We start from the raw sequence: 18444 nt of genomic DNA on the forward strand, positions 1-18444 counted from the left end.
GCGTCACTCGATGGCGTCGGCGGCAGTGACGTCCCGGTGCCGCACCGGGCAGCCACGCAGTCCGGCAGTCGGACGGGTCCCCAGGCCGTCGACGCGGTAGCCGTTCGGGTAGCCCTTGATCTCGCGGTTCTGGCGGGCGAAGTGGGGGGCGTTGCGCGGCGGCAGCAGCCGGACGAGCCTGCCACGCGTGCGTACCGCACGGCGCACCAGCGCGGTCGTCGCAGCGCCGGGTGGCGCGTAACGGAACGTGCGCAGCAGCGGCTCGTCGAGCAGTGCCAGCGTCGCCGTGCGCAGCACCGGCGCCATCGGGCGCGGATACCAGGACGCCATCAGGCAGAGGGTGGCGTCGGAGACCTGCCGGGCCCGCTCGTCCCAGCCGAAGTGATCGCGCTCGTAGGAGTCGAGGAGCGCCTCGAACTCCTCATAGGTCGCGGGGATGCCGGGGATGCCCATGTGCCGGCCGAGAGTGCGGTAGTACTCGGTCGCGGCCACGATCTCGTGCCGGGACAGCCGTCGCCATCCGTAGGCGTCGATCCAGCGTCTGGGCACCACGACGAAGGTGCTCAGGACGTAGCGCATGTCGTCGTCGCTGATGTCGTAACTGCGGTGCATCTGGTTGATGCGACGGATCGCCGTGCGACCCTCCTCGGCGGCGAAGCCGTGCTCGACGATGGTGTCCAGGAGCAGCACGGTGTCGTCGTACCGCTTCTGCGTACGCTCGGTCAGCTCCGCCGTCTCGGCGAGCAGCCGGCCGATGCTCGGCACGGCATAGGTGCGGTACAGGGCCAGTTCAAGGGCTCGTGTGTAGTCCCAGGGGAACTCGAACGCCGTACTCAGGCGGTAGATCTCCACCGCGTCCGCCACCGGATCCAGCCGACGGATCCGACCGAGCCGCTCGAACCGCTTCACCACACCGTCCCCCTTCTTACGGCTCTTCCGAAGAGGGTCCAACTCTACGATGGGTGACCGAGGATGAGCTATCGGCGACGACCCGATCGGGGCGCGGAGGCGGTCCGCACACAATATGTTCGAGGCAGCGGCGACGGAGGCCTGTGATCCGCTCGGGCCGCCCCTGACCATGGCGACGCCCCTGGTCCGCTGTGGCCGTTTCGCCCCCGTCCAGGTGGAAACCAGCAGCTCCACGTGGTGTGGGCTGTCGTGACAAGGGGCTTGCGCTCGCACTAGGGTGCGCGCCGTTGGACGAACCACTGGGGAGGCTGGGATGGCCGGGACGGACGATGCGGCCGTCGCCGCCGCCGCGGACGATGCGCTGTACGTACTGACGGCGGTGCTGCTGACGCCGGCGCAGTTTCCGAGCGTGCTGGGCGACGACTATCCGGAGGCGTGCATGGCGCTGGGGCTGGCGCCCCTTGCCGACGGGTACGGCCTGGTGCTGGGACAGGACGGTGACGGCGCCCGCTGGACGGTCGTCATCGACGACGTCTCGCTGGTCGCCGTGGCGATCGCATCCTGGGACTGCGGCATGGAGTACGAACTGTCGCCGGACGAGCGCGCGGTCGTGACCGCACTGCCGGGCTGGCCCCTGGCGGTCGCCGTGGCCGCCCCCGGCGTCCCCGCACCTCACGACCCCACTCCCGACGTGGCGGACGGGCCTCCGCTGAGCCCACCGGACACCAGCGCCTGGGGACCGGCCCAGCGCCGCCTGGGCGCCGACGAGATCGCCCTGCAGTGGGCGGCGTGGCGGGACCAGATCAACGACGAGAAGTTCTCCACACCGGACGAACGGGCACAGGCCACCGAATCCTCGGCGCACGGCGAGGAGGCCGACGAGTCCGCCGAATCCGCGCCGGACGGCGGAAGCGTGCCGCACAGCGGTCACCGTGGTGTCAAGCGGGTGCTCGCGGAGGCGCGCGCCTACGTCGACTCGCCGCCGCCGCTCGGCCGGGTACGCTCGTCGTTCGCCCCGGGAGACGCCCGTACGCTGCGCGCCGACGGGCCCGGCTGGTCGATGGTGGCCCGCACCGACGACATCGCGTTCGTCCTGCTGGACGAGGAACCCGGCGAGGTCCTGCCGGTGGGCCGGGGCCCCGAGTTGCCGGGGCTGCTGGAGGCGCTCGACAAGATGGCCGTGCGGCCCCTCTAGCGCTGGGCGGCCCCCGTCCGGGGCCGCCGCACCCGCCACCTGAACCAGCCGCCCGTACCGGCCCCGGACACCGCACTCCCGGCGACGGCGCGCCCCTCGGGAGCCGTCCGGACCTCCGCGGGCGCCTGTTCGAGCCTCTACGCCCGCCCGGAGCCCGGGCGGGCGTCTCCGGCTGTCCGCCGCCTCAGCGGCCGAGTTCCTTGCGGGTCACCCTGCGGAGCCTGCGCCGCTGCGAGGGGTCCAGCGTCAGGTACGCGGCCACCGGGACCCCGACCACGATCAGGAATGACACCCACCAGGGCAGCCATATGAGCAGGATCAGCCCGGCCGCCACGCCTCCTGCGGCGATCTTCGCGTTCTTGGACATGAACGTCGCCTCCTTCGCGGCCACTGCCGCTCTCTGCTCAGAAAACGGCCCCGCGCTCTTGGCGGTTCCGGACCCCGACCCTGAGACTTCCCCGAAGCCCACCCCCTAATGGTCCCGCCGGGGGCTGCGCACAGTCCGGGCTCTGTTCGCAGTATCGCTCCGCCACGCGCCCTGTGTGGGCCGCCGGTACGAGCAATTTCAACTGTCTCGCCGACACGCCCTCCAGCCCGTCACAGCGCCCGCCGGCCGTCGTGACGCCGGGGCCCACGCCCCGCTTGTGTTCCGCGAACGACCCCGCTGATCGAACAGATTGTGAAGTGGCCTTGATCACGACGTCGGCGTGCGGGGTGCGCCCACGGCGTGCTGTACCGTCGGGCACCCCATCCATGGTAGTCAAATTTGAGGAGTGCGGCAGAGCTGTGCAGACCATCCCCACGGCACCCCCCTCAGAACTCTCCGAACTGGCCCGCTGTTGCGCCGTGTTCCTGCCGTCCGACCCGGCGCGAGCGGGGAGTTTCGCCTTCTGGCACTGGGACGGTGAGACTCCGCCTGCCGTCCCCGGCGGCTCCACTACGGAGCTGGACGTCGTACTGCCCACCGAGAACGGCGGTGTCGAACGGGTCCGCACCCCCGCGGTCCTGCTCCCCGTGCAAGATGCCCTCCCGCTGCTCACGCGCGCGCGTGCACTGCCGGAGGGGCATCGCTCGGCCTGCTTCTGGGAAGCTGCCCGCGGATTGGCCCTGCACTTCCTCGCGCGCGGACTGCTGCTGCCGGGCCTGTCCCCGGGCGATCATGACGCCTGGCGGGTGGGCCCACTGTCCGCACGGGACGCGGAGCTGGTCCGCGAACTCGCGGCCGGCATGCCCCCGGAGGCCCACGCAGTGCCGCTCACCGCCACGGAGCCGGCCCGGCTGCCCGACCCGGAACGGCTGCTCCGGGCGTTCCTGGACGCGGTCGCCGATGTGCTCCCACGCTCTCCCGCGGCCTCCTGGGTGACCGGCGGTCCGGCGTACGCGACGCCCGAGCCGCAGCGCCTGCCCGAGCTGCGGTCCTGGGCGGACGACATCGCCGCCGCCCACGACGCCGGCATACGACTGTCGCTGCGTGTCGAGGTCTCGGGGCTCGACCGTGCCGCTGAGCAGGACGACGGCCGGGTCCGGTTCCATGCGGTGCTGCAAGTACACGGGCCGAGCGGGGCGCCAGACGTCATGGACGCCACCGGTCTGTGGAGCGGCACCGGCCAGGGACACGAGTCGTTCGGCACACGCGCGCGTGCGGACGCGCTGCTGGCGCTGCGCCGCGCGGTCCGCGCCTGGCCGCCGTTGACGCCCATGCTCACCGCCGCCGTGCCCGACGCCGTGGACCTCGCCGACGACGAGATCGCCGAACTGCTGGGCGAGGGCAGCCGTGCGCTGGCCGTGGCGGGCGTCGACGTGCACTGGCCGAAGGAACTGTCGCGCGACCTGACCCTGCACGCGACCGTCGGTCCGCCGGACGACGACACGTCCGCCCCAGGGGATGCCCCGGCTCCCCCGACATTCCTCGCCGCAGACGCCTCCGTCGGCTTCTCCTGGGGTTTCACGCTGGGCGGGCGGCAGCTGTCCCGGGCGGAGCTGGACCGGCTCGCGGAGGCCAAACGGCCCCTGGTGCGATTGCACGACGGATGGGCCCTGGTCGACCCGCGGCAGGCGAACGACGCCCGGACCCGGCAGGAGCGCTCGGTCGCTCCCGTCGAGGCGCTGGCCGCCGCGCTGACCGGGTCGACGGAGGTCGACGGCCGACTGGTCGACGTGCGCTCGACGGGGTGGCTGGAACAGCTCCGGGAGCGGCTCACGGACCCCGAGCCGGTACGCGCCGTCGGCCCTCCGCCGGGCCTGTCCGCCACGCTGCGGGACTACCAGCTGCGCGGCCTCGACTGGCTGGCCCGTATGACCTCCCTCGGTCTGGGCTGCTGCCTCGCCGACGACATGGGCCTCGGCAAGACCGTCACACTGATCGCGCTGCATCTGTACCGGCAGACGGACGGCTCGTCCGCCGGCCCGACGCTCGTGGTCTGCCCGGCCTCCCTGCTCGGCAACTGGCAGCGCGAGATCGAGCGGTTCGCTCCCGGTGTGGCGGTGCGCAGGTTCCACGGGCCCGGGCGTGATCTCGGCTCCGTCGTGTCCGGGGAGTTCGTGCTCACCACATACGGCACCATGCGCCTCGACGCGGAGCGGCTCGCGAAGGTGCCCTGGGGTCTGGTCGTGGCCGACGAGGCTCAGCACGTGAAGAACCCCTACGCGGCGACCGCGCGGGCACTGCGCTCGATCGGCGCACGCGCGCGTGTGGCGCTCACCGGCACCCCTGTGGAGAACAACCTCACGGAACTGTGGGCGATCCTCGACTGGACGACACCCGGCCTGCTCGGCCGGCTCGGTGCCTTCCGCGCGCGGTATGCGCATCCGGTGGAGGGAGGTCTCGACCCGGCCGCCGCGCGGCGGCTCTCGAAGCTCGTGCGGCCGTTCCTGCTGCGGCGGCGAAAGTCGGATCCCGGCATCGCTCCCGAGCTGCCGCCGAAGACCGAGAGCGATCGCCCCGTGGCCCTCACCCCCGAACAGGCGGGACTGTACGAGGCGTTGGCCAGCGAGACACTGGACCGGATCGCGGCCGCCGACGCCATGGCCCGCCGGGGTCTGATCGTGCAGTTGCTGACGGGCCTGAAGCAGATCTGCAACCACCCGGCGCAGTTCCTCAAGGAGGACGAACCGCGGCTCACCGGGCGCTCCGGAAAGCTGGAGCTGCTGGACGAACTGCTCGGCACGATCCTCGCGGAGGGTTCGGGCGTGCTCGTCTTCACGCAGTACGTGCGCATGGCCCGCCTGCTCGAACGGCATCTGACGGATCGTGGCGTGCCCTCGCTGCTGCTGCACGGCGGGACGCCGGTCACCGTTCGTGAGGCGATGGTCCGGCGCTTCCAGGAGGGTGAAGTGCCCGTCTTCCTTCTGTCCTTGAAGGCCGCGGGGACGGGACTCAACCTCACGCGGGCCGACCATGTCGTGCACTACGACCGCTGGTGGAATCCCGCGGTCGAGGCGCAGGCCACCGACCGCGCGTACCGCATCGGGCAGACCCGTCCGGTACAGGTCCACCGGCTGATCGCCGAGGGCACTCTGGAGGACCGGATCGCCGAGATGCTCGCCCGCAAGCGGGAGTTGGCGGACGCGGTGCTCACCACCGGTGAGGCAGCACTGACGGAGCTGACCGACACGGAACTGGCGGCGCTGGTGGAACTGCGCGGGGAGGCGCGATGAACCGTTACGACGAGAAGCACACACGCGTGGCCGGGCGCACGTTCGCCACGCAACCGCCCGCGCGCGGGCAGGCGTTCGCACGGACCTGGTGGGGCCGCTCCTGGCTGCGAGCACTGGAGGACGGGGCGTTGGACAACGCGGCGGTCGCGGCGGGGCGCCGGCTCGCGCGCGCGGGCGGCGTGGGCGCGATGACCGTACGGCCGGGCCGGGTCACCGCCGTCGTACGCGAGCCCGGCGGCGCGGCCCACCGGGCCGACGTGCTGCTGCCGGAGCTGTCCGAGGAGGAGTGGGCCCGGTTCCTGGACGTGGCCGTGGAGCAGGCCGGGCACATGGCGGCACTGCTCGACCGGGAGCTGCCGCCACATCTGATCGAGGATGCCACGGTGAGCGGAATCGAGCTGCTGCCGCGCCTCGGCGATCTGGAGCCGGAGTGCGACTGCGGAACGTGGGACCACTGCGGGCACACCGCCGCGCTGTGCCACCAGGTGGCGCGCCTGCTGGACGAAGATCCGTTTCTGCTCCTGCTGCTGCGCGGGCGGGAGCGGGAGGTCTTCCTCGCGGAGCTGCAAGGGCGCGGTAGCGCTTCCGCGTCCCTGTCGGAAACCGACGCGCGCGCGGCCGAGGGTGTGGACGCGGCGGAGTCATGGGCGGCCGGTGACATCCTGCCCCCGCTCCCCGAGCTGCCCGGGCTTCCCGCGGTACCCGGTACCCCACCATGTCTCGGCACCGGGGCGGCCGCGGCGCCCGGGATCGATCCTGTGGCACTGGAGCACCTGGCGGACCGCACCGCTGTGGAGGCGTACCGGCTGCTGGCAGAGGCCCTTCGCGGCGACGTGCGGGACGGCACCGCCCTGACAGCGGCACAGGACGCCGTACGCCTCGCCTGCGCGGCGCCTGCGGGCTCGGTCACCGACCGGCTCGCCGAGAGGTCCGGCCGCGGCCGCGAGGGATTGCTGACCGCCGTCCGGGCCTGGCACGCCGGGGGCGCGGCGGCCCTGGCCGTGCTGGACGACGTGTGGCCGGTGCGGGATGCGGCGCTCGCACGCGCGCGTGTGGCGCTGGAAGCGGCCTGGGAGGCGGACGAGCAGCCGTCGTTCGACCGGAACGGCAACCGATGGACCGTGCCCGGCGAAGGAGTTCAGCTGCGTCTCGGCCCCGACGGCCGCTGGTGGCCGTACCGCGACGGCGGCGGCCGTTGGATCCCGGCGGGCGGGCCCGACCGCGATCCGGCTGCGGCTCTGACCGTGGCTCGCCTCGACACGGGCACGGAGGCCACGCCGCGCGTGGAGCATGCCGAGGTGAAGTCCCTGGATAGCAAGGAGTTTTGAGGCACCGTCACCACGACATCGCCACGATCCGGCGAGCTCCCGATTCCGGCATCGACCTCGTGGCCGGTCGGACCATGTTGGCGATGGGCGAGGGCTGGGGAGAACAGCGTGTGATGCGGCTGCGCTCCCCAGCCCTTTCTCATGCCCCGGCAAGGGCACGCGCGCGTGCGAACGGTCAGCCGCGCGCTCCGAGCAGGTGGTCCATCGCCAGCTGGTCGAGGCGCTCGAAGGCCATCCCGCGGGTGGCCGCCGCCTCCACGTCGAAGTCCTCGAAGGCCGTACGGTCGGTGAGCAGGGCCTGAAGGCCGTCGGCCGCGGTCGGCTGGGCCAGCTGGTCCAGGCGCGAAGCGCGCAGCGCTTCCCGGACCTCCGGGTCGGCCCGGAAGGCGGCCGCACGCTCCTTCAGGATCAGGTAGTTGCGCATGCAGCCCGCAGCCGACGCCCACACACCGTCCAGATTCTCGGTCCGCGGCGGCTTGAAGTCGAAGTGGCGCGGTCCCTCGTAACCGGCACTCTCCAGCAGGTCGACCAGCCAGAACGCCGACCGCAGGTCACCGGCGCCGAACCGCAGGTCCTGGTCGTACTTGATGCCGGACTGTCCGTTGAGGTCGATGTGGAACAGCTTGCCCGCCCACAGAGCCTGCGCGATGCCGTGCGGGAAGTTCAGGCCGGCCATCTGCTCGTGGCCGACCTCGGGGTTGACGCCGTACAGCTCGGGGCGCTCCAGGCGCTCGATGAAGGCCAAGGCGTGGCCGACGGTCGGCAGCAGGATGTCGCCGCGGGGCTCGTTCGGCTTGGGCTCGATGGCGAAGCGGAGGTCGTAGCCCTGCGCGGTGACGTACTCGCCCAGCAGGTCGAAGGCCTCCTTCATACGGTCCAGGGCGGCGCGCACGTCCTTGGCGGCGCCCGACTCGGCGCCCTCGCGCCCGCCCCAGGCGACGTAGGTCTTCGCGCCCAGTTCGACCGCGAGGTCGATGTTGCGGATGGTCTTGCGCAGTGCGTAGCGGCGCACGTCGCGGTCGTTGGCGGTGAACGCGCCGTCCTTGAACACGGGATGCGTGAAGAGGTTCGTGGTGGCCATCGGGACCGTCATACCGGTGGCGTCCAGAGCCTGGCGGAACCGCTTGACGTGCGACTCGCGCTCGGTGTCCGAGGCGCCGAAGGGGATCAGGTCGTCGTCGTGGAAGGTCACCCCGTGGGCGCCCAGCTCGGCCAGGCGCTGGACCGTCTCGACCGGGTCGAGGGCACGGCGGGTGGCGTCGCCGAACGGATCCCTTCCCTGCCAGCCGACGGTCCACAGGCCGAAGGTGAACCTGTCCTCGGGGGTGGGCTGGTAGCTCATGCCGCGGCTCCCTTGCTGCGTTCTTGCTGCGTGACGACTATTTCGTCATGGCGGTTTACAAATTAGTATGCGCACGCACCTCTGGGAAGAGACAAGATGCAGATACCGCAGAGCCGCGGAAGAGGAGAGCCCGATGTCAGCATCCGAAGGTCCGCTCGTCGTCGGCGTGGACACATCCACCCAGTCCACGAAGGCACTGGTCGTCGACGCGTCGACCGGGCAGGTGGTGGCGAGCGGCCAGGCACCGCACACCGTGTCCTCGGGCGCGGGCCGCGAGAGTGATCCGCGTCAGTGGTGGGGCGCGCTGTGCGAGGCGTTGCGCCAGTGCGGTGACGCGGCGCACGAGGCGGCGGCGGTGTCGATCGGCGGCCAGCAGCACGGCCTGGTCACCCTGGACGAGCGCGGCGAGCCGGTGCGTCCCGCGCTGCTGTGGAACGACGTCCGCTCGGCGCCGCAGGCCCGCCGGCTGGTGGAGGAACTGGGTGGGCCGAAGGCCTGGGCGGAGCGCACCGGCAGCGTGCCCGGCGCGTCGTTCACGGTCACCAAATGGGCGTGGCTCGCCGAGCACGAGCCGCAGGCGGTGCGCGCCACGCGCGCGGTACGGCTTCCCCACGACTACCTCACCGAGCGCCTGACGGGACAGGGCACGACGGACCGCGGCGACGCCTCGGGCACCGGCTGGTGGGCGTCCGGGACGGAAGGCTACGACGAGGAGACCCTCGTGCACATCGGGCTCGACCCGGCGCTGCTGCCCCGCGTGGTGCGGCCGGGCGAGGTGGCCGGCACCGTGCGCGACAGCCATGACCTGCCGTTCTCCAAGGGCACGCTGGTCGCCCCGGGCACCGGCGACAACGCGGCGGCTGCGCTGGGTCTCGGTCTGCGGCCGGGCGCCCCGGTGCTCAGCCTCGGCACGTCCGGCACGGTCTACGCCGTCTCCCGGCGCCGCCCGGCCGACCCGACCGGCACAGTGGCGGGCTTCGCGGACGCGCACGGGGACTGGCTGCCACTGGCGTGCACCCTGAACTGCACGCTCGCCGTGGACCGTGTCGCGGCCCTGCTGGGCCTGGACCGGGACGCCGTCGAGCCCGGCGGCACCGTGACGCTGCTGCCGTATCTGGACGGCGAGCGCACCCCGAGCCTGCCCCACGCCTCCGGGCTGCTGCACGGACTGCGCCACGACACGACCGGCGGGCAGCTGCTCCAGGCCGCGTACGACGGCGCCGTGCACGCGCTGCTCGGCGCCCTCGACCTGGTCCTGGACCCGGACGCGGACCGCAGCACCCCGTTGCTGCTGATCGGCGGCGGAGCTCGCGGGACGGCCTGGCAGCAGACGGTACTGCGGCTGTCGGGGCGGCCGGTCCAGGTGCCCGAGGCGCGGGAACTGGTCGCCCTCGGGGCCGCCGCACAGGCCGCCGGGCTGCTCACCGGCGAGGACCCGGCCGCCGTGGCACGCCGCTGGAACACGGCCGCAGGTCCGGTGCTGGAGGCGGTGGAGCGGGACGAGGCGACGCTGGAACGGATCACCGGGGTACTCTCCGACGCGGCCCCGCTGCTGGAGCGGGGGACGGACACCGGGCCGCAGGCGTGACGCCGGGCGGCGGACAGCGAGGATCGACGCAGGCATGACCGCACCGCTGCACGAGGCCCGCCCGCCGGGCTCCGGGCGCACCCTGCCGGACACCCAGCAGGGCATGCGCCGGCGCAATCTGGCCCGCGTGATGCACGCCGTCAGCGCCGAGGGGTCGTTGTCGCGGGCCGCGGTGGCCTCGCGCATCGGGCTGACGCGGGCGGCCGTGTCGACGCTGGTGGACGAGCTGATCCGCTGGAGGCTGCTGGAGGAGCTGGGGCCGGAGCGGCCGGGACGGGTCGGCCGGCCCGGGTCCGCGCTCGCGGTGAGCGGCCGCGGTCCGGCGGGGATCGGCGCCGAGATCGGCGTCGACCATCTCGCGGTGTGCGCGGTCGACCTGCGCGGCACGGTCCGCTCCCGGGCCGTGCGACGCGGGGCGAACGGGGGCCGGGCGCCCGAGGCAGTGGCCGCGGAGCTGGCGGAACTGGCGCACCGGGTCGTCACGGAGGCACAGCGCGAGGAACTCTGGCCGGCCGGGCTCGCCGTCGCCGTCCCCGGACTCGTGGCCCGGGACGGCCGTACGGTCGTCCGCGCCCCGAACCTCGACTGGCACGACACCGACATCGGTGCCCTGCTGCCCGGCGCATGGCCGCTGACCGTGGACAACGAGGCCAACTACGGTGCCCTCGCGGAACTGTGGCTCGGCGAGGACACCCCGCGCGACTTCCTGCATGTGTCCGCCGAGATCGGCATCGGTGCCGCGGTCGTCGTGGGCGGCGGGCTGCTGCGCGGCACCCGGGGCTTCGCGGGCGAGCTGGGCCATATACCCGTACGACCGGACGGGCCGCCCTGCCCGTGCGGCGGCCGGGGGTGCCTGGAGCAGTACGCCGGCGAGGAGGCGGTGCTGCGCGCGGCCGGACTGGAGCCGGGCGAGGACCGGGTGGGCCTGCTCGCGGGGCGCGCCGAGGACGGCGACGAGCACGTACGGGCGGCTCTGCGGGACGCGGGAGCGGCGCTCGGCATCGCGCTGACCGGAGCGGTGAACCTGCTCGATCCCGAGACCGTGGTCCTGGGCGGTGCCCTGGCCGGCCTCTCCCCCTGGCTGCTGCCGTCCCTGGAGGCGGAACTGACGGGCCGTACCGCGGGCCCGGCCTGCCCGGTGACCGTCTCGCGGCTGGGGCCGGAGGGCCCCTTGCTGGGTGCGGCGCACTCGGTCGTCCGCTCCGTGCTGGACGACCCGGCCGTGGTGGCCGAGCGGTCCTGACCGTATCGGCACCGCGTCAGTACCGTCGCGGCGATCTTCCGAGCCAGGATTCACCCGATCGGGTGACGGAGTTTTCCACAGGCAGCAGGCTGTCCACGGATCCGCTGCGAGCCCTTCTGCCCGCCCCGTCCGCGCCGTACCGTGATTCACGCGAGACGCTGCCAACGATTCGTCATGGATCTGGTGCGTACGCGAGATGACGGCACTTCACACACGTCGGGTGGCATCGGGCTGACACGCATCGGGGGACACGCATGCACGGGGAGAGGACCGAGGCTCTGCGGCACGACGCCATCGGGTTGCGCGAGGTGCTGTTCCAGAGCGTCACGGCGATGGCGCCGGCCGCCGCGGTGGCCGCGTCGATTCCGTCCGGCGCCGCCTTCGCGGGTGGCAGTCTGCCACTGGCGGTGCTGATCGCGCTTGTGGCCTGCCTGTTCACGGCATCGTGCGTGGCCGAGCTGGCCCGGGAGTTACCGGCGGCGGGCTCGGTGGCCACCTATGCGGCGCGGGGGCTGCATCCGGCCGTCGGCTTCCTCGTCGGCTGGGGTTACGTCTTCGTGGAGGCGCTGGTCCCGCCCCTGCTGCTTCTGCAGCTGGGCTTCACGGCGGCCGGCACGCTGCATGAGGAATGGGCCTCGTGTCCGGCCGACCTCTGGTGGCCGTGGTCGCTGGCCGGTGCGGCCGTGATCGCCGTCGCCGGATACCTCGGCGTCCGGGCCTCGGCCCGCTTCGGGACGGTCCTCGGTGTCTTCGAGATCCTCGTCTTCCTCGTGTTCGCGGTCCTGCTCATCGGCAAGGCGGGCAGCGCCAACACCCTGTCGGTGTTCGGGACTTCGCACACCGCCGACGGGTACGCCGGGTTCAGCGGCGTGTTCGCCGGATCCGTCTACACGGTGCTCGCCTTCTCCGGGTTCGAGGCGGCGGCGCCGCTCGCCGAGGAGACGCGTGACCCCCGACGGACGATGCACCGCGCGGTGCTCGGGGCGGCTCTGGGGATCGGTCTGTTCTACGTGATCACGACCTATGCGATGACGGTCTACTACGGCCCGGACCGCTTCACGAAGTTCGGCGCCTCGGGCGAAGCGTCCTGGGACGGTGTCGCCCGGGCCTCCTTCGGCCTCTTCTGGGTGCTGGTGTTCCTGGCGGTGATCAACTCCGCGATCGCCAACGCCAACGCGTGCGCCAACGTCTCGACCCGCACGGCCTTCGCCCTGGCCCGTATCCGGGTCCTGCCCGGGCTGCTCGCCACGCTGCATCCCCGGCACCGCTCCCCCGTGGCCGGCATCGCGGTGCAGACCGTCGTGGCGGTCGGGGCCGTGCTGGGGCTCGGCTTCGCGTACGACCCGGTGACCGCGTTCCTGCTCCTCGCCACGGTGATCGTCACGGTCGTCGTCGGCGTCTACATCGTCGTGAACCTCGCCTGCGCCGGTTACTTCCTGCGGGCCGGCCGAGCCCTGCTCAAACCGGTGCGGCATCTGCTGTTCCCGGTGCTGGGCATCGTGGCGTTCGTCCCGGCCCTGCTGACGGCCGCCGGTCTCCCGGTGTTCGACTTCGTGACCCCGCTCAAGGCCCCGGTGTCCTACGCCGGCCCGATCGTCGGCGTCTGGATGGCGGCGGGCGTGGTGGTGCTGCTCCTGCTGATACGACGGCACCCCGAGCGGATAGCCGAGACCGCGCGGGTGCACCTCGACCAGTACGCCCCGGAAGGCCACCGGCAGGACGGCACCGTGTCCGGCTGACCACCACCGGCCCGCTCGGCAGCCGCGCGGACCGACGCCGCCCCCCAAAGGCCTCCGTTCCCCGACCGCCCCTGCCAGAAGGGACCCCTTCACGATGACCGACCCCCGGATCCTCACCGTGCGCCCGGAACCGGATCAGTACGCCTGGACGTTCGGCGGCGCGGCGCCCGTGGCGCGGATCGCGCCCGGCACTGTGCTCGACCTGTACACCGAGGACTGCTTCGCCGGCCGGGTCCGCTCCGAGAAGGACCTCGTCTCCGAGGTCTGTGAGTTCCCCTACCTCAATCCGCAGACCGGTCCCTTCCACATCGAGGGCGCCGAGCCCGGCGACACCGTGGCCGTGCACTTCGTGTCGATCGAACCGGCTCGCGACTGGGCCGCCTCGACGACGGTCCCGCTGTTCGGCGCCCTCACCTCCACGCACGCCACGGCCACGCTTCAGCCCCCGCTGGAGGAACGGGTCTGGATCTGGCACCTGGACCGCACGCGGCGCACCGCCCTGTTCCAGGCGCGCGACAGTGACATCCGGGTGGAACTGCCCATGGACCCGATGCACGGCACGGTGGGCGTCGCCCCCGCCCATCTCGAAGTGCGCTCGGCCCTCGTCCCGGACGCGCACGGCGGGAACATGGACACGCCCGAGATGCGGGCGGGCGTCAGCTGCTACCTGGGGGTCAACGTCGAGGGCGCGCTGCTGAGCCTCGGCGACGGGCATGCACGCCAGGGTGAGGGCGAGACCTGCGGGGTGGCCGTGGAGTGCGCGATGAACACGGTGGTGATCGTGGACCTTCTCAAGGACGTCGCCACGCCGTGGCCCCGGCTGGAGTCGGACACTCACATCATCTCAACGGGCTCGGCCCGCCCGCTGGAGGACGCGTTCCGGATATCCCAGCTCGACCTGGTGCAGTGGCTGGCACGCGACTACGGGTTCAGTGAGCCGGACGCGTATCAATTCGCAACCCAGGCGGTCGAATCACCGTTGGCCAACGTATGCGACACGAACTACACGTGCGTGGCCAAGCTCCGTAAGGAGTGGCTGCCCGCGCGCGAGACGTACCGGGGTGTGCACGCGCGGCTGCGTGAGACCGCGCGGACACTGCGCGGCTGACAGCGGCGCCGGCCCTCCAGGCGTCGGCCCCGTCGTCCCGATCCCGCCGCCTCCGCCGCCCCGTCCTCCCCCCACTCTCCACGACGCTCGAAAGGCACCCGCTCATGGACATGGACCCGCCCGGTTCGGTGCAGCCGGAAGAACCAGCCGGATCGGCACCCTCTGCGCGCCCGGCCCCCTCGCCCCTCACGAGGCGGCGGATTCTGAAGGGCGCCGCGCTGGCCGCCGTGCCCTACGCACTGCTCCCGGACCCACGGGCCGGCGCGCAGACCGAGGCCGTCGACTATCCACCCGCCGAGTGGCAGCCGGCGAGCAGCTCCAACTACACGGCGTCCGACCGCCCCGGCAGCTACGCGATCGACCGTGTGATCATCCACGTCACGCAGGAGACGTACACCAACACACTGGGGATCTTCGCCAACCCGCAGAAGAAGGTGTCCGCGCACTATCTGGTCCGCTCGGCGGACGGGCACATCGCACAGTGCGTGCACGAGGCCGACATCGCCTGGCACGCGGGCAACTGGGACTACAACACCCGCAGCATCGGCATCGAGCACGAAGGATGGGTGGACCAGCCCTCCTATTTCACCGACTCTCTCTACCAGGAGTCGGCCAAGCTCACCGCGGCGGTCTGTGACAAGCACGGCATCCTCAAGGACCGGGACCACATCATCGGCCACTACGAGGTGCCGGGCACCGATCACACCGACCCGGGGCCCTACTGGGACTGGGTCCGCTACATCCGCCTCGTCAATTTCGCCTAGTCGCCCACCGGGCCGGGACGGAGCGCCGCGCGCCACAGCCCACCACAGTGAGGAGCCGCAGGGCAGACACGGTCAGCGACGAAGCCGAGTCGAACCGAGGTCGAACAGGTTGTCCGCACGAACACTGCGAGTGACGATGGTCCCAGCCGCATCTACGCGCTTTCACCGTCCGGGGAGGCCGAGTTGAGCGATCCGTGGGTGGCCCTGGAGCCGGGGGCCGACCCCGCCGAGCGGGTCCGTGTGCTGCGCCGGGCGCACGAGACGTTCACCACGGCGGGTACGGTGCCCCGCCCGGTGCGGTCGGTGGTCGCCGAGTCGTGGCGGCGCAGCGCCCGGGCCGGGGTCGGGCCGGACGGTGCCGCCAGCGTGGAGCTGACCGACGGCGACCTCGGCGCCTATCGTGCGGAACACCCGTTGGCCCGGGTGATGCCCCTGTTCCGGGAGCTGATGGGCACCTTCGCCGCGGACGGCGAGCATCTGCTGGCGGTGTGCGACGCGCACGGCAGACTGCTGTGGGTGGAGGGGCACCGGGCGACCCGGCGCAGGGCGGACGGGATGAACTTCGTGCCGGGGGCGCGCTGGTCGGAGACGGCGGTCGGTACCAACGCGCCGGGCACCGCCGTCGCCGTGGACCGCCCGGTGCAGGTGTTCGCCGCGGAGCACTTCATACGCCGGGTCCAGCCGTGGACGTGCGCAGCCGCCCCGGTGCACGACCCGCGCACCGGCCGGGTGCTGGGCGCCGTGGACATCACCGGTGGTGACGGGCTCGCACATCCGCACAGCCTCGGGTTCGTGCAGGCGGTGGCGCGCGCGGCGGAGGCTCAGCTCGCGCTGCTCACGCCACCGTTGAGAGCCGCGGACATCCCGATGCTCAGCGCCCTGGGCCGGGACGAGGCCGAACTCGTCCTGGACGGCCGCCGGACGCGGCTCAGCCGTCGGCACAGCGAGATAGTCGTGCTGCTGGCCCGGCATCCGGAGGGGCTGAGCGGTGACGAGCTGCTGTGCGCGCTCTACGCCGACGAGTCGGTGCCACCGGTGACGCTGCGGGCCGAACTCGCCCGACTGCGCAGGCTGTTGGGGCCAGGGCTGCTCGCCTCGCGGCCGTACCGGTTCACGGCGGCCGTCGAGTCGGACGTCACCGTGCTGGAACGCCGGCTGGAGGCGGGGGCGGTCACGGCGGCGGCGGAGGCGTACTGCGGCCCGCTGCTGCCCGGTTCGCAGGCGCCCGCGATCGTACGGCTGCGAGAGCGGATATCCGACGGGCTGCGCACGGCACTGATCGCGCACGGCGACCCGGACCTGTTGGCGGACTGGGCGCACGCGCCCTGGGGGGAGGACGACCTGGTGGTGTGGCGGGCGCTGGCCGCGGTGCGGCCCACGGCCCCGGTGCGGGCCCGGCTCGCCGCGCTGGAGGCCGAGCTGACGGCTCCGGCCGGTCCGGCACCGGGGCGGACCGGCGGCGCAACGTACTTGCAACGTCCGCCCGCCTAGCCTCGCGCCGACAGCTGCCCAACGGCGGGCAGCGCTGCACCAGGAGGCAGACCAGCATGACTCGTTACGCGGCGCCGGGCACCGAAGGCGCGATCGTCTCCTACCAGGCGCGCTACGACCACTTCATCGGCGGAGAGTACGTGCCGCCGGTACGCGGGCAGTACTTCGAGAATCCGTCGCCGGTCAACGGGCAGCCGTTCACCGAGATCGCGCGCGGTACCGCGGAGGACGTGGAGCGGGCACTGGACGCGGCGCACGAGGCCGCGCCCGCGTGGGGCCGTACGCCGGCGGCGGAGCGCAGCGACATCCTCCTGAAGATCGCCGACCGCATGGCGGCGCACCTGGAGCCGCTGGCGGTGGCGGAGAGCTGGGAGAACGGCAAGCCGGTCCGGGAGACGCTGGCGGCGGACATCCCGCTGGCGATCGATCACTTCCGGTACTTCGCGGGGGCGATCCGGGCACAGGAGGGGTCGCTCGGCGAGATCGACGACGACACGGTGGCGTACCACTTCCACGAACCGCTCGGGGTCGTCGCGCAGATCATCCCGTGGAACTTCCCGATCCTGATGGCGACCTGGAAGCTGGCGCCGGCGCTCGCCGCGGGCAACGCGGTCGTCCTCAAACCGGCCGAGCAGACCCCCGCGTCCATCCACTACTGGGTCAGCCTGATCGCGGATCTGCTGCCGCCGGGCGTGCTGAACATCGTCAACGGCTTCGGCGTCGAGGCGGGAAAGCCGCTGGCGTCCAGCCCGCGGGTGGCGAAGGTGGCGTTCACCGGGGAGACCACGACGGGGCGGCTGATCATGCAGTACGCCTCCGAGAACATCAAGCCGGTCACGCTCGAACTCGGCGGCAAGTCGCCGAACATCTTCTTCGACGACGTGTGGGCGCAGGACGACGACTTCCGTGACAAGGCGCTCGAAGGCTTCACCATGTTCGCGCTCAACCAGGGTGAGGTGTGCACGTGCCCGTCGCGTGCGCTGATCCAGCGTGGCCACTACGCCGACTTCCTCCAGGCGGCGGTCGAACGGACGAAGCAGATCAAGCACGGTCACCCGCTCGACACCGACACGATGATCGGCGCGCAGGCGTCCAACGACCAGCTGGAGAAGATCCTCTCCTACCTCGACATCGGCCGCCAGGAAGGCGCGAAGGTCCTGACGGGCGGTGAGCGCATCGAGTACGACGGCGAGCTGAAGGGCGGATACTACGTCCAGCCGACCATCTTCGAGGGCGACAACCGCATGCGGATCTTCCAGGAGGAGATCTTCGGCCCGGTCGTCTCGGTGGCCTCGTTCGACGACTTCGACGACGCGATCAAGATCGCGAACGACACTCTGTACGGGCTGGGCGCGGGCGTGTGGACGCGGGACGCCAACACCGCGTACCGGGCGGGCCGCGCGATCCAGGCGGGCAGGGTGTGGACCAACTGCTATCACGCCTACCCGGCGCACGCCGCGTTCGGCGGATACAAGCAGTCGGGAATCGGCCGCGAGACGCACAAGATGATGCTGGAGCACTACCAGCAGACCAAGAACATCTTTTGTAGCTACTCGCCCAAGAAACTTGGATTCTTCTAGGGTGCTTGAAGTGGGCGCTGAGCTGGGAATCCTCCACCGGAGCCCATTTACCTTCGCCTCATCACGCGAGGCCCATTTGCATTAATTGCCCGATTCATCACGCTGGCGCCGGCTTCCTGAGCCGCCCTTCCGGACCAGTCACGGACCAAACAGCGGGCCACCTGGAGGCCGCAAGCCAATCGCTGGAGGCAGGGCATCGAACAATGCACGGTTCGGTGCGAGCCACCCGTCCCCGGCAGCGACGGCGGTAGGGATCCGCCCGGTCCCACCGGGGACGGCCAGGCCGGAAAAAACCAGCTACAGCGCCACGATGACCATTTATTCGTCCCCCGGACACGTAGCGCAGAGACGTCACCCATCAGGTGAACCGCACAGCCCCTGCACAAAGGCGCCGCCTCCCGATGTCTTCCGACCCGCAGGGTCATAGCAGACGACGCACACGCTTTGCACCCTCAACACCTCTGTCCGTGGCGGCGGCTGTAGCCCCCGGCTTCCGGAAC

General features: G+C 71.9%; 13 protein-coding genes. 10 read left to right on the top strand and 3 right to left on the bottom strand.

Going from position 1 to position 18444, the window contains the following annotated elements:
• Nucleotides 1-3: 3 nt before the first annotated feature.
• Complete coding sequence (locus AC4OXY_RS11040) at nt 4-909, bottom strand: oxygenase MpaB family protein (protein ID WP_376288509.1); 906 nt, start codon at nt 907-909, stop codon at nt 4-6.
• 313 nt (nt 910-1222) lie between these two features.
• Between AC4OXY_RS11040 and AC4OXY_RS11045 the strand changes: the two genes are divergently transcribed.
• The gene (locus AC4OXY_RS11045; protein ID WP_491993795.1) at nt 1223-2104 is read left to right on the top strand and encodes a hypothetical protein; all 882 of its coding nucleotides are present in this window, start codon (nt 1223-1225) and stop codon (nt 2102-2104) included.
• Between the two features lie 184 nt (nt 2105-2288).
• On the opposite strand, the gene AC4OXY_RS11050 is transcribed toward AC4OXY_RS11045, so the two are convergent.
• Complete coding sequence (locus AC4OXY_RS11050) at nt 2289-2471, bottom strand: tail-anchor membrane protein (protein ID WP_356023334.1); 183 nt, start codon at nt 2469-2471, stop codon at nt 2289-2291.
• A gap of 386 nt (nt 2472-2857) precedes the next feature.
• On the opposite strand from AC4OXY_RS11050, the gene AC4OXY_RS11055 reads away from it, so the two are divergent.
• A complete protein-coding gene (locus AC4OXY_RS11055; protein WP_491993796.1) occupies nt 2858-5761 on the top strand; it encodes an SCO1167/SCO6262 family helicase in 2904 nt (967 codons plus the stop codon).
• Nucleotides 5758-7089, top strand: a complete 1332-nt coding sequence (locus tag AC4OXY_RS11060) for an SWIM zinc finger family protein (RefSeq protein ID WP_491993797.1) — start codon at nt 5758-5760, stop codon at nt 7087-7089. Before AC4OXY_RS11055 ends, AC4OXY_RS11060 begins: the two co-directional genes overlap by 4 nt.
• 175 nt (nt 7090-7264) lie before the next feature.
• Here AC4OXY_RS11060 and xylA read toward each other — a convergent pair whose 3' ends face one another.
• Nucleotides 7265-8431: a xylose isomerase gene (gene xylA, locus AC4OXY_RS11065; protein ID WP_491993798.1), complete on the bottom strand. Its 1167-nt coding sequence runs from the start codon at nt 8429-8431 to the stop codon at nt 7265-7267.
• A 133-nt stretch (nt 8432-8564) separates the two neighbouring features.
• On the opposite strand from xylA, the gene xylB reads away from it, so the two are divergent.
• From xylB to adh, 7 genes are all read left to right on the top strand, one after another.
• Nucleotides 8565-10019, top strand: coding sequence for a xylulokinase (gene xylB, locus AC4OXY_RS11070; RefSeq protein ID WP_491993799.1), 1455 nt, complete (start codon nt 8565-8567; stop codon nt 10017-10019).
• A 34-nt stretch (nt 10020-10053) separates the two neighbouring features.
• Nucleotides 10054-11262: an ROK family protein gene (locus AC4OXY_RS11075; RefSeq protein ID WP_491993800.1), complete on the top strand. Its 1209-nt coding sequence runs from the start codon at nt 10054-10056 to the stop codon at nt 11260-11262.
• Between the two features lie 254 nt (nt 11263-11516).
• The gene (locus AC4OXY_RS11080) at nt 11517-13001 is read left to right on the top strand and encodes an APC family permease (RefSeq protein WP_491993801.1); all 1485 of its coding nucleotides are present in this window, start codon (nt 11517-11519) and stop codon (nt 12999-13001) included.
• A 94-nt stretch (nt 13002-13095) separates the two neighbouring features.
• Nucleotides 13096-14109: an acetamidase/formamidase family protein gene (locus tag AC4OXY_RS11085; RefSeq protein ID WP_491993802.1), complete on the top strand. Its 1014-nt coding sequence runs from the start codon at nt 13096-13098 to the stop codon at nt 14107-14109.
• A 110-nt stretch (nt 14110-14219) separates the two neighbouring features.
• Nucleotides 14220-14873: an N-acetylmuramoyl-L-alanine amidase gene (locus AC4OXY_RS11090; protein WP_376288508.1), complete on the top strand. Its 654-nt coding sequence runs from the start codon at nt 14220-14222 to the stop codon at nt 14871-14873.
• Nucleotides 14874-15056: 183 nt separating this feature from the next.
• Nucleotides 15057-16364, top strand: a complete 1308-nt coding sequence (locus AC4OXY_RS11095) for a GAF domain-containing protein (RefSeq protein ID WP_356023313.1) — start codon at nt 15057-15059, stop codon at nt 16362-16364.
• A 56-nt stretch (nt 16365-16420) separates the two neighbouring features.
• Entirely contained in the window at nt 16421-17944 is a 1524-nt protein-coding gene (gene adh, locus AC4OXY_RS11100; protein WP_356023311.1) for an aldehyde dehydrogenase, read from the top strand.
• Nucleotides 17945-18444: the final 500 nt, after the last annotated feature.

The sequence above is a fragment of the Streptomyces sp. HUAS MG56 genome, assembly GCF_058673395.1.

Bases quoted from the DNA above. Each gene is read 5' to 3' on its own strand.
- xylA (WP_491993798.1), bottom strand. From the start codon at position 8,431: ATGAGCTACCAGCCCACCCCCGAGGACAGGTTCACCTTCGGCCTGTGG.
- AC4OXY_RS11080 (WP_491993801.1), top strand. From the start codon at position 11,517: ATGCACGGGGAGAGGACCGAGGCTCTGCGGCACGACGCCATCGGGTTG.
- xylB (WP_491993799.1), top strand. From the start codon at position 8,565: ATGTCAGCATCCGAAGGTCCGCTCGTCGTCGGCGTGGACACATCCACC.
- AC4OXY_RS11045 (WP_491993795.1), top strand. From the start codon at position 1,223: ATGGCCGGGACGGACGATGCGGCCGTCGCCGCCGCCGCGGACGATGCG.
- adh (WP_356023311.1), top strand. From the start codon at position 16,421: ATGACTCGTTACGCGGCGCCGGGCACCGAAGGCGCGATCGTCTCCTAC.
- AC4OXY_RS11055 (WP_491993796.1), top strand. From the start codon at position 2,858: ATGGTAGTCAAATTTGAGGAGTGCGGCAGAGCTGTGCAGACCATCCCC.
- AC4OXY_RS11085 (WP_491993802.1), top strand. From the start codon at position 13,096: ATGACCGACCCCCGGATCCTCACCGTGCGCCCGGAACCGGATCAGTAC.
- AC4OXY_RS11075 (WP_491993800.1), top strand. From the start codon at position 10,054: ATGACCGCACCGCTGCACGAGGCCCGCCCGCCGGGCTCCGGGCGCACC.
- AC4OXY_RS11060 (WP_491993797.1), top strand. From the start codon at position 5,758: ATGAACCGTTACGACGAGAAGCACACACGCGTGGCCGGGCGCACGTTC.
- AC4OXY_RS11090 (WP_376288508.1), top strand. From the start codon at position 14,220: ATGGACCCGCCCGGTTCGGTGCAGCCGGAAGAACCAGCCGGATCGGCA.
- AC4OXY_RS11050 (WP_356023334.1), bottom strand. From the start codon at position 2,471: ATGTCCAAGAACGCGAAGATCGCCGCAGGAGGCGTGGCGGCCGGGCTG.